The sequence below is a fragment of the Undibacterium sp. Di24W genome (assembly GCF_049340325.1).
Taxonomy (GTDB): Bacteria; Pseudomonadota; Gammaproteobacteria; order Burkholderiales; family Burkholderiaceae_D; genus Undibacterium.
In genome coordinates this window covers 212,403-224,423 of the sequence record NZ_JBMPOP010000006.1, presented here as the reverse complement: position 1 = coordinate 224,423, position 12,021 = coordinate 212,403, and the positions used below count along the sequence as shown (strand labels likewise).

9 protein-coding genes are annotated in these 12,021 nt (G+C 46.5%); 5 read left to right on the top strand and 4 right to left on the bottom strand.

All coding sequences use genetic code 11. The features are described from left to right. Positions 1 to 190: 190 nt before the first annotated feature. The gene (locus ACO0KZ_RS14510; protein ID WP_422996401.1) at positions 191 to 1,279 is read left to right on the top strand and encodes a helix-turn-helix domain-containing protein; all 1,089 of its coding nucleotides are present in this window, start codon (positions 191 to 193) and stop codon (positions 1,277 to 1,279) included. A gap of 18 nt (positions 1,280 to 1,297) precedes the next feature. Here the strand turns inward: ACO0KZ_RS14510 and ACO0KZ_RS14505 are convergent, their stop codons facing one another. Both ACO0KZ_RS14505 and ACO0KZ_RS14500 read right to left on the bottom strand, forming a co-directional pair. Next, complete coding sequence (locus ACO0KZ_RS14505; protein WP_422996399.1) at positions 1,298 to 2,050, bottom strand: hypothetical protein; 753 nt, start codon at positions 2,048 to 2,050, stop codon at positions 1,298 to 1,300. A gap of 116 nt (positions 2,051 to 2,166) precedes the next feature. After that, positions 2,167 to 3,099, bottom strand: a complete 933-nt coding sequence (locus ACO0KZ_RS14500) for a LysR family transcriptional regulator (RefSeq protein ID WP_422996397.1) — start codon at positions 3,097 to 3,099, stop codon at positions 2,167 to 2,169. A gap of 166 nt (positions 3,100 to 3,265) precedes the next feature. Here ACO0KZ_RS14500 and ACO0KZ_RS14495 point away from each other — a divergent pair, with 166 nt between their 5' ends. After that, positions 3,266 to 4,210 carry an NADP-dependent oxidoreductase gene (locus ACO0KZ_RS14495; protein WP_422996395.1) on the top strand — a complete coding sequence of 315 codons (945 nt, stop codon included), beginning with the start codon at positions 3,266 to 3,268 and terminating at the stop codon, positions 4,208 to 4,210. 391 nt (positions 4,211 to 4,601) lie between these two features. Further along, positions 4,602 to 4,997, top strand: coding sequence for a VOC family protein (locus ACO0KZ_RS14490; RefSeq protein WP_422996393.1), 396 nt, complete (start codon positions 4,602 to 4,604; stop codon positions 4,995 to 4,997). Between the two features lie 49 nt (positions 4,998 to 5,046). Here the strand turns inward: ACO0KZ_RS14490 and ACO0KZ_RS14485 are convergent, their stop codons facing one another. Continuing rightward, positions 5,047 to 8,682 (bottom strand): two-component regulator propeller domain-containing protein, encoded by a 3,636-nt coding sequence (locus ACO0KZ_RS14485; RefSeq protein ID WP_422996391.1) that lies wholly within the window; start codon positions 8,680 to 8,682, stop codon positions 5,047 to 5,049. A gap of 206 nt (positions 8,683 to 8,888) precedes the next feature. Then, positions 8,889 to 10,250: a hypothetical protein gene (locus ACO0KZ_RS14480; RefSeq protein ID WP_422996389.1), complete on the bottom strand. Its 1,362-nt coding sequence runs from the start codon at positions 10,248 to 10,250 to the stop codon at positions 8,889 to 8,891. A 188-nt stretch (positions 10,251 to 10,438) separates the two neighbouring features. Here ACO0KZ_RS14480 and arfB point away from each other — a divergent pair, with 188 nt between their 5' ends. Both arfB and ACO0KZ_RS14470 read left to right on the top strand, forming a co-directional pair. Continuing rightward, complete coding sequence (gene arfB, locus ACO0KZ_RS14475; protein ID WP_422996387.1) at positions 10,439 to 10,837, top strand: alternative ribosome rescue aminoacyl-tRNA hydrolase ArfB; 399 nt, start codon at positions 10,439 to 10,441, stop codon at positions 10,835 to 10,837. Between the two features lie 250 nt (positions 10,838 to 11,087). Next, complete coding sequence (locus tag ACO0KZ_RS14470; RefSeq protein WP_422996385.1) at positions 11,088 to 11,990, top strand: MipA/OmpV family protein; 903 nt, start codon at positions 11,088 to 11,090, stop codon at positions 11,988 to 11,990. Positions 11,991 to 12,021 lie beyond the last annotated feature (31 nt).

Sequence of the window (12,021 nt, the reverse complement as noted above, 5' to 3'; positions counted from 1 at the left end):
ACTTCAGTGTCGTCGAGCAAAACCAAATCTTCGACCTAAAACGCGATGAAGGACGCTGGAAAGCGTGTTTAAGGACGTTCACATCGCCACCATTGACGATTTAATTGTAAAACATATATTGAATTGAATAGCCCTAGCGAAAACGACTTATCATCCAAGCATTTTTTGGCTCTAGGTCAAAACATCGTTTATGATGACAAACATGCCATCCATCGTCAGCCACCTACAAATCGCCAACGCCGTCTTGTGCCTGTTATTGGCAGCACAATTGCTAGCCATGACTGCCATGCGTCCCATCCCAAAACGGCTTTTGGGTTTAAATTGTCTGCTCTACGCACATCAAAGTATTGCACTCGCAGCCATACTTAACGGGCATTCTGCAGTTTTTGCTTTCACCCGCCCCCTATTCGCAATGTTGCTCGGCCCTTGCCTCTATGTGTATTTCTTGTGTGTGCGCCGACAAGATTCTCGATTTTTAAAAAGTGATCTTTGGCACTTCGGCCTCGGCGCCACAATCTTCATCCTACTTAGTCAAGCCAAACCACTCAGAGCCTTTATCGATGTCGCCATCCTTACCAGCTTCATCGTCTACACTACTCTGATTGCGGCACAAATGCGATCTGGCCAGCAAGCGCTTGCTCACCTTGGAGGCTACGCGACGCCGGCTTATCGCTGGCTAATGAGTCTGATGTTGCTAGCGCTAGTTAACATCCTGCTAGAAATTGCCGTGAATCTGGAAATGCAAACCGGCGTCGCATTACGCGACTCTATTTCCCTCCTAGTCGCCAGTATTGCTTTCTTCTCCATCAATACCAGCATCATGTTAGCGGCTCTCAAACGCAGCGACTGGCTAGAATGGATGTACCAATTGGGAGAGCAAACCCTGCAAGTCGCCGCACCAACCATCGCGCCCGATGTGGCGCAGGCACTATTTCAACGATGGGAAGGTTTGGTCAAAACCGAACAACTGCACAAACGAGAATTTGGCATCACGCTGCCGCAAGCCGCCAAAAAACTACAAGTGCCGGCACGCCAGCTATCGAATGCGATCAATCAAATTTACGGCAAAAGTTTCTCGGTCTACCTCAACGACCAACGCATCCGCGAAGCCCAGCGCCTCTTGATCGAAGCGCCTGAGATGACAGTCATTGAGATCATGCAGGAGTCGGGATTTAGTAGTAAATCGAATTTTAATAAAGAGTTTTTGCGGGTGACGGGTTTGTCACCTTCGGGTTTTCGGGAAGCAAATTTGTCCCAAGCTTCAAATTCCACTTACTAGAACTTAGCATTAAAGCACTCATGATCCCAAATGCAAAAACTTCGGCATATGCAGCAAACCACCCCACCCCAATAATAAAATCAAACTCAAGACAAATAAGCCAAACGCACCATTGGGGCGCAACACGCCCAGATAGCTAATTACCACCGTCGTGGTATTTTTCTTCGCTTCACTCATACTGCGCCAATGCTGAATGATCTTCAGTACGCTCGCGATACCTGAGCCGACTGACAGCGACAACAAGGCAATTCTAAACACGGAGAGCAAGTCGAGTTGATCGAGCGAGACTTTTTTGTACAGGAAACCGACGACCGCCATCGATATCGCAGCACCTATAGAAATCGCAGCATTGGTATACATGGTCTTGCGACTGCGGATCGCCGCTTCTTCTAATTCTTGCCTTAGCATCTGAGTTTTTTCATTGATCAAATTTGAAGTTTCATCCTTCAATGCCGAAATGCGTTGATCGAGCATATCGCCCATACGAACGGTAGCGAATTCTATGAGTTCTTTGATGTCGTCTTTGGTGATGGAGCGGTGATTATGCACTTCGGACGATAAGCGATCGATGCTTTCATTGAGTTGCTTGCCAGCGTGTTCTACCACTTGATTCAAACTGCTACTGGCTCTATCAACGACTTGATCGAGATGTTCACTCGCCATGGCAATGGATTCGCTGAGCATGGGCTTCACGGTGTTTTCCGACACACGTACCATCGCGTTTTCGATTTGGCCGAGTTCGTTACTGAGATCTGCTTTCCAGATTGCCATGCTGAGTTCCTTCAAGTATTAGCACCGAGGTATGAGCTTGGGGCAAAAACGTTTATTTCAACTTCACAAGCTATAAATAGCGTTGGATATCTTTCCAACTAACGATGCGCTTTTAGCTATCTATTTTTTAATGAGATCTCTTGCAGTACAAAATCCACAAAAGCACGCACGGTGGCTGACATCAAGCGATTTTGCGGATACACCATGGAATACGATCGAGTTTGTCCATGCGTGTAATCTTGCAAGATCTCGACTAGGCGCCCTTGTCGCACATCCTCTTCCACGATGTATCGAAAACTCTGACAAATCCCACCACCGCTTTTCGCCAAGCTGACACAGCCTAATACATCGTCGGTCACGCTGATACTAGATGTGAACGCGTATTCTTGTTCTTGACCATTGATAGTCACCAACCATGGAAATGGGCGCCCCGTACTGGGCAATAAAAATTGCAGGCACCGATGCTGTTGCAAATCCTCCGGCGTCTGCGGTGTACCGTATTGCGCGAGATAAGTGGGCGAAACGAAAATGCCGCGTTTCGCGTCCTCTAACTTGCGCGCCACCAAACGAGAATCTTCTGGGGTGCCAAGACGAATCGCGATGTCATAGCCGTCTTCAACAAAATCGATATTGCGATTAGAAATATTGAACTCAATCTTAATGCGTGGATAGCGTTCAAAAAAACGCGGCATGATGGGTAGCAAACGATGATGGCTATAGGTAGTCGGCGCGCTGACGCGCAAAATGCCACTCGGATCACTATGTTTCCCGCTCAGCGTGCGTTCCGTTTCTCGTATTTGCGTTAGGGCCTGCGTACATTGTTCGTAATACAGTTGACCTTCATTGGTCAGACGAATCCGCCTCGTCGTGCGGGCAAATAATTTCACTTGCAAACGCGCTTCAAGACGCGCGATCGATCGGCTCACCGCCGCAGGCGTTAAGCCCAAAGTCTGCGCGGCCAAAGTAAAACTACCAAGCTCGGCCGCTTTGCAGAACAACTCTATCGAACCTAGTTGTACGGGATCAAAATCACGGGTAATGCGCACCATAAGCGACTCTATATTCTTTTCAAAAACGTATACTTAATTACATAGTGTAACAAATAATGTGAATTACACCCCATTTATCAAACAAAAAATCGGGCGTAAACTGTTTTCACCGTGAATTGATCTTCACTTTTTCAAAAAACAAATATCTATCCCTCATAAGGAGAACATGATGCAAAACACACACAAAGCTGTCCGTATTCATCAATTTGGTAATGCCGAAGTCTTGGCTTACGAAGACGCACCTATGCCCGTCATCAAGGCCGACGAGGTCTTGGTCAAAATCCATGCAAGTAGTATCAACCCGGTTGATTGGAAAGTACGTGAAGGCTATTTAAAGGATTTTCTTCCACATACTTTCCCATTGACCTTGGGCTGGGATTTCGCCGGTGAAATCGTCGCAGTCGGTAGCGATGTCAGAAACTGGAACTTGGGCGCTGCCGTCTATGCGCGTCCCGACATAGGTCGTGATGGCGCATATGCCGAATACATTGCCGTACGTGCCAATGAAATCGCAGCCAAGCCCACCAGCATCAATTGGCAACAAGCGGCCGCTGTACCGCTGGTCGCCTTAACTGCCTGGCAGTCTTTATATGAAGGCGCGAATGTACAAGCAGGCGAACGCGTTTTAATCCATGCAGGTGCCGGCGGTGTTGGCACTTTCGCGATTCAGCTAGCCAAATTGCGTGGTGCCTATGTAATCACGACGACCTCGACAAAAAACGTGGAACTAGTCAAAGCCTTGGGTGCGGATGAGGTGATCGACTACACGCAAAACGACTTCTCTACTTTGCGTGATATCGATGTGGTGTTCGACACCATGGGTGGTGAGATACAAGACAAGTCATGGAAAACCTTAAAACGCGGTGGTCGTCTGATATCGATCATTTCACAGCCTTCTGACGAAGCTGCAGCACTAGTTGGAGCTACTCCTCTGTTTTGCTTCGTACAACCCAGCGCTACGCAATTGCAAGCTTTGGCAGAATTGATTGACGCAGGTAAAATTCAGATCATTATCGACAGTGTGTATGCACTCAAAGATATCGCTGCAGCGCATGCTAAGAGTGAGTCGGGTAGAACACGTGGCAAGATTGTGATACAGGTTAGTGAGTGAATCTATCAGTGAATCTATAAGTGGGTTAGCGCCATAAATTAAGTTGAGAAATAAAACCCCTCAACGCTGAGACGCCGAGACGCAGAGAAGCGCAGAGAAAACCTTGGAGCGCTCTTGCTTCCTCTCCATTCGTTTTTTCAGCGCCTCAATGTCTCGGCGTTGAAGGGTTTTGAGCGTTGAATCCTTAACTGAATGGCAGATTCGTAGGGCGGGTGCAACCCGCGCTGCTCAGGTACTCATAGTGCTGGCGGCACGGGCTGCACCCGCCCTGCATTTCCTTGTACGCTGCACTTACTGACCTGTATCCTCTTGCTCGAGGCCTAAGAGATTTTTGTTTTCAGGTAATCTAGCGATACACAAATTTTAACTACAACAATCCTAATCAACGACCATGACCAGCAAAACAAACATCGCCAACATCAGCTTTCTAGTCCGTGAGTATGACGAAGCGCTCACTTATTTTACTCAAGTGCTACGCTTCGAACTAATCGAGGATAGACAAATCAGTCCTGATAAACGCTGGTTGGTAGTCGCTCCAACCGCAACGACTGGAGCGAAACTACTGCTCGCCAAAGCATCCACACCTGAGCAACTGGCACATGTTGGCGATCAGACCGGAGGCCGGGTATTTCTATTTTTGGAGACAGATGATTTCTGGGAAACGCACGCGCATTTACAATCGCATGGTGTAACTTTCACCGAAAAGCCGCGCGAAGAAGTGTATGGCACTGTGGTGGTATTTTTGGATTTATATGGAAACAAATGGGATTTAATTGGGCGTAAATAATCCGAAAATAAGGCATGTTACCTATATTCTATTTATCTCTCTTTTCTGCCTAAAGTGGGTATGACGGAAATTCAACAAAAAATATCGTACCACCGAGCGGATTTGCATTAAAACCTATTTGCCCTTCCATCTTTTCTACCAGTTCTTTGGCGATCGTTAAGCCCAAGCCGGTACCATCTTTTGCGCGCGTGTCCGAGGCATCTGCTTGTGAGAATTTCTGAAAAATGCGATCAAAAAAACTCGCAGAAATGCCTGGGCCGCGGTCCTCTACTTGAATTTTAATATGCCCATTATCTAGTTGTATGAGCCGCAACTTAACCGTTCCACCTTCAGGTGAATACTTGCATGCATTCGACATCAGATTTGCCATCACCTGCGCAAAACGATCTGTATCTACTTTTAAAGCGAGATTAGGAATATCGCTGTCTAACAGCAGAGAGACTCCCAGTTTCTGCGCAAATGCCTGATTCGATTCCAATACATCAGCAATCAGTCCTGATAAGGGCAAACGCTGAAAATCAAAATCCATCATATTCGCTTCGATTTTTTGCATGTCGAGCAAATCGTTGATAAGACGCGCTAAGCGCTCGGCATTATTCAATGCGATCTGCCCAAGCTTGGCAGCCGCAGCCGGCAATTCTCCCGTCACGCCGCCCACCATCAAGCCAAGACTACCGCGAATTGCGGTGAGCGGTGTACGCAGCTCATGACTAACGGTGGAGACAAACTGAGTCTTCATGCGCTCGACGCGTTTTTGTTCCGTAATATCGCGCACGATCAAAATAAATTTTCTTTCGCCTGCATCAGTAAAACCACTCAATGATAATTCTGCCGAAAATGGCGTGCCGTCCGCACGGACTTGCTGCAACTCCAACTCGCTATGCCCTTTTTGTTTAAAATCTGGACTGCCTGTGTGCTGCAACAAAAGCGGTGTCACGTCTTCACAGCACAGTTTGATAAACGAAACTCCTTTGATTTCAGTTTCATTCCATCCGAATAATTGCAGGCCAGCACGATTACATGATTCTATAGTCCAGTTCTTGTCTGTCGTCAAAATCGCATCTGCCGCATTTTGCAAGATCGCTTGCATACGCTGTGCGCTGTCGCGGTTGACTTGTTGCTGTGCAATCAGCTCTTGCAAGCGCACTGCCACCAACCCTTCCAAGCGGATTTGATCACGGGTCAAATGCGCCACTCGCCAGCGATAGATGCCAAACAGCAGTCCTAAAGTTAGAAAAAAAGCGAGCCATTGAAACCAGGTAGTTTGCCAATACTTAGGTGGAATCGCGATCTTCACGCTAGCAAAACTATCGCCCCAAAGACCTGCATCATTGCTTGCTTTGACTTGAAAAATATAATCTCCAGGGTTCAAATTGGTATAAGTTGCATTACGATGCTCTGCATCAACCTCTACCCAATCTCGATCAAATCCTTCGAGATGGTAGGCATATCGATTCAGTGCAGGATTGGTAAAATGCAAAGCGGCGAATTCCAGCGAAAAAACCGACTCCTGCTGTTCTATGCGTAGTGACTTTGGCGCAGTGATAGAGCCCGATAGGCTTACTCCTGAGGGAATTTTTCCGGTTTTGAGCGAACGATTAAATACACTGATATCGGTAATCGCAATTTGTGGCGGTGTTGAAACACGCTTCACTAATTCCGGATATACCGCACTCATACCCTTAGTCCCACCAAAGTACAAGATACCCTTATCATCGCGAAAAGACGCACCAGAAAAACTATCCGACAAACCATCACTGGCGGTATACGTTTCAACCTTCGCTGCATCAGGATCAAAACGAATCAAACCATTGACTGTACTGAGCCAGAGCTTGCCCTGCAAATCACTTTCTATCGCCACAATTTTAGCTGCACCTACACTGTCTTTTGCAGAAAAATGTTGGAATCGTATGCTGCCATCCAGATCGATGATGACTTGATTTAAACCATTCACCGCACCGACCCAAATGCGACCTTTAGCGTCCTCGTGCAGGGAGGAAATATTATCCGCACTAATACTGGAAGGGTTCTTGGCATCATGTCGAAAATGTCGGAACTTACCCGTCTTTTGGTCAAGCAAATCAAGTCCGCCCCCCACCCATTCAGCGCCTGCCCATAATCGGCCTCGACTATCTTGCAAGATAGTGGAAGTCCCTTTCGCACTGCGGCTATCAGGATCAGCTGGGTCAGAAATAAATTTACGATGCGTACCTGTACCAGTGTCATAGCGAATTAAACTGTTACCCGTTCCCAGCCACAAAATCCCAGTATCACCAGCGGCAATCACATTAATGTAATCATCGGCGATGCTCCCAAAATGCATTACAGTAAACACACCATCGGGGGAGTCGAGCCGATTTAGACCGACTGAGGTGCCTACCCAAAGTGGTCCGTTTGTTTGTTGGTGTAGGCTATAGACCAGATCATTACTCAGCGCAGTGGCACGTTTTTTATCGGCACGAAATTGCTTAACTACATTGCCATTGCTGGGATCAAATAAAGCCAGTCCACTATTATTCGCCAACCATAATTTCCCCTCAGGTGCGCCAACGATGCGTCCTATAGAATTATTGGGTCTGGGATTTTGAGCGTCCGCGTCAAACGGAATAATGCGCCGAAAGCCACTGCTATTCAGATTCGTAATTGCGATACCATCTGTTAACGTGGCGACCCATAGCATGCCACCACGGTCGTGCAAAATTGCCCGTACATCATCTGAAGGCAGACTGTAGGGATCAATCGCTTGCTTTACGAACTGTGTGAATTGTTTGGTGCCAGCATTCCAGCGTAATAGGCCGGCGGATAAAGTAGCCGCCCACACTACACCATGTCGGTCAGCGTAAATATTGTTGACACGACTAGCTGGCGTATCTAAACGGCGCCGGCTTGACCAAGGACTTTCACTATTCCATAGCACCACACCATTTTCTGTGCCTATCCATAAGTTATGCTGTGGATCTAGATACATAGAGCGCACAATATTCAATTTAGAATCTGGCGCGTTCTCATCATCAATTCGATAATGCTGAAAGCTCTTTGCGCCAGGTGCCAGATAGTCAATCCCGGCAGGCCACGTGCCCGCCCAGACGCCGCCGCGTGGATCGACAGCGATCGCATTTAAATCATTGCTGGCTAAGCTTTCAGGTCGAGCAGGATCATGTGAATACAAAGTAAAACTGCCGGTGGCAGGATCAAAATGTTGCAAACCACCCCAAGTCGCTAGCCAGAAACCAGTTTTACCGTCAGCGACTATCGATTTGATGATGCGTTGATTATTGACACCCGTACTTGGGGTAAAGCGCGTGAAGTTATTGGTTTCGGCATTAAATCGAGCCAAGCCATTTTGGGTTCCAACCCAAATTTGCCCGTCCCTGTCCTCAAATAGAGCCGATATCCGGTCATGTGGCAAACTCGCCAAATTGCTCGCATCGCTTTGGTATTTGTCGCTTTGATATCCATTAAAGCGATACAAACCAGCATTGTTGGTACCTATCCAAATAAAGCCTTGTTTATCCTGCAGTAATGACAAAGTGGAGAGTTGATCGGTTCCTAGTGAAGAAAATCGTTGAAAACGCAATTCAGAAGTGGATGCCGCGAGCGAGAAAAAAGGGAACAACAACAAAAGGGCGCACAAAATGCCTGCGAGGCCCATTCGTTCGACCGTATTTTTGTTGAGATTTTGCAAGAAGTCACCTGATCAAAATAACACGCCATGTTGCCAGTATCCATGTGCAATCTACTTTGCCAAGTGAGTTACTCACTGTCAACACTTTCCCCTGTTCAAGCCCATGCTTATAACAAGCGAAACAATAAAACTGTCTTTTTACAACAGAAATCAAATTAATTCAGTTGCATCTTTAGGACTAGCTTATAGGTTTATAAATCAAACTTTTAACGCTTACTACACTGCACGATATTCGCCGTCAAAACGCAATTGACTTTGCTGTGTGTATTGCCACTTTGCTCAATAATCATCAATGGTTGAGCGTTCATTGTTAAATGAGCGAAATCGCTTGTGCGCTGGCTGGATTTTTCCACTTCATCAGCAAATTGTTGAAGGCTAGTCGCTATTTTTTTTGTACTAACACTTTTTGCCGCGATTTGTGCTGGCTGTGAGTTGGGCATTGCTTGTTTTCTGCGGGCTATCTCAATTCGGGCCTGATCGTGAGCTTGTTTTTGTTGTTCCAACGCAGTGGAAATCAGATCGTTAAAAACGCTAAGCTCACCATTTGCAAGACAAACGCGGCCATAAACAGCGCTATCCATAAATTCCACTTTAACCGTTCCTTGGCAGACCCTGGCTTGATATTGACGAATCGCCGCGAAGGCTTGTTGCAGTGTGCGCTCACCTGCAGTCAAGTTACTATTGATTTTTGCATCCACATTTTTCAGGTGCCCAATATAGCTTGCTGGCAGAGTCACCTCGACGTTTTGCGTGGGTGTAGGATTGAACATCTGCACGATTTTTCGCTCGATACCATTGTTATGATTGACGATCGAGTAGCCCACGCGGTCCCACTTGTCGGTGACACTGGTATGGTAAGAAAATGCCGCCATAGGATTGGTACTTTGTACCACTGCGTAACTATTTCTATTCGGTAGCAACAGTGACTTTGAGACTTGATCAACACCGACCACTCCATCTCTTCGGTAAAGTCGGTTCTCTGCCATATTCAACACCGAATAATTCACCGCAAGCTGCTTACCCGCATTACCCTCGTTGAGTACATACTGCAAACTAGCATACAAGGGATGAGCCACAGCTTTAAACTCTATCGTTTGTCTGTTGTAATTCGTAACAAAATAGTATTTTGGCGGTTTTTTTTCAGCGTGGTAGTCGGCCAACCAGGCGGATAGTTCGCCTTCTTCTAAAGTGAATTCACGCCCAATTCCAGACGCATAACCATTGACGCAACTGCCGTCCCAATTGACGTAGTTGCCGGCTTTTTCCCACCATGGTGATTTGCCTGATTCCACAAAAGTGGCCGCATACACTTTACAAGTTTCTTTCTTATTCGCTGCTTGTACCCACGTTTCTAAAGCGCCCGGAATTTGATTGATCCGGCCAGTCTGCGCATCGGTAAAGGTTTTCCATGCTTGTATTTGACTCTCGTCTACCTGCTCAAATTGCTTGAGGAATTTTAGCGTTTCTGCATTACTCACTTGAGGATGAAGCGCCTGAGCATTGACCTCACCGCGCATACCGACAAAAGCCAAAGATACAAACACACACAATATTATTTTGATAGACATACAGCAACTCCAAGGATACATCATGCGTTAAAAATTTTTTCCTGATCTTAGCATTAAAGGAACTAGAACTCCCCCAGAAATATGAGCCACATAGTTACCTCAATCATGGATGAAATTAAGAAGATCTCAGTTATCATGTCGACTCCTCCCCATTTTCACTTTAGCTCAGCCTGCGGTCGCACCTTTTTATGAATCTCATCGATCCGAACGAAGTCGAATTTACTGCGATTCGCGCTCAAGGCCCCGGTGGTCAAAACGTGAATAAAGTCTCCAACGCAATTCATTTGCGTTTCGACATTGCACGTTCGTCCTTAGCTGACGCCGTCAAAGAACGCTTGCTCACTTCGCGCGATCAACGGATTAGCAAAGAAGGTGTGATCATTCTCAAAGCACAGCAATCACGCAGTCAAGAACAAAATCGCAATGATGGCTTGCAACGCCTGCAGGAAATCATAGCCAAAGCGGCGATACTACCCAAGATCCGGCGTGCAACACGCCCCACGCGAAGCTCACAACGCAAACGACTAGATAGCAAAAGTACTCATGGAATGCGAAAGGAATTGCGCGGAAAAGTACGGGAAAATTAGAAATTCGCTTTGGGATTCAACATGAAAATGAATTGATTAAGGGAGTACCAATCTAAAGGACCGCAGTCTTCCGCCAAAAATTTCAGGGTCAATTTGTCACGCTCATGCATCCTGAATTGCCTTGATACGTCGTGCTTCGATCAAATCGACCATGATCTTTTCACCGACGCTTTACTTCGAAAGCATTTTTTTATTAGCTGCGTTACACTTCCTAAACTTTTATCATTTCAAAGCTTTTGAAGGCCTTCCAATGCTCAAAAAATCAACTAAAACCACCACTTCATTGCTAATCCTAGTGGCTGGAGGATTGCTCGCATTGACGAGCCATGCGCAGGAACTGGCAAACTCAGCAGCAGAGTCGGGCGAACAAGCTCAAAAAACAACTTTAGTGAAAGATGTTGAACCTTTACCTCTTTGGGAATTAGGCGTATCCGCATTCGCTTTAAGCCAACAAGCCTATCCTGGGTCGGATACTTACGTGAATCGAGTACTGGCAGTACCCTATTTTTTATATCGCGGTGAACACTTTCGTATAGATCGTGGCAATACTGGTTACCGTGCAATCAAGACGCCACGTTTTGAATTTGATGTCGGATTTGCCGGTGCACTTGGCTCCAGTTCAGATAAAATCGCTGCTCGTCGCGGCATGGAAAGACTCGGTAATTTGATTGAATTTGGCCCTCGTTTCAAATGGAATCTGAGTGATCCAGAAGCGAATGGTCGGTGGCGTTTTGAATTACCGTTACGTGCGGTTTTTGATTTAAGCAATAGCTTTAAACGCAAAGGCTACACACTGGAGCCAGAAATTGAATTTGAGCGACGTGCCTTCGGCGGCTGGCGCTATAGCACTGGTTTATCAGCAGTCTTTGGTAACCGCCAAATGGCTGAAACTTTCTACCAAGTTCGCCCGGATCAAGTACTCCCAGATCGCGGCGCATATCAAGCTAAGCAGGGGTTGATCTCATGGCGCATGTCTGCCTTTATTTCGCATAGTTACACCAATAATTTCCGCGTATTTAGCGGCGTCCGTTTAGATAGCGTCGTAGGCGCAGCGAATGAAAATAGTCCTTTGGTAAAACGCAAAACATCACCTTCAGTGTTGTTCGGATTAACCTATACTTGGATGCGTTCGGATCGCCCTGAGTTTGAATAAATTAAGTCGGGATTGCGCTTCCTGTATTTTG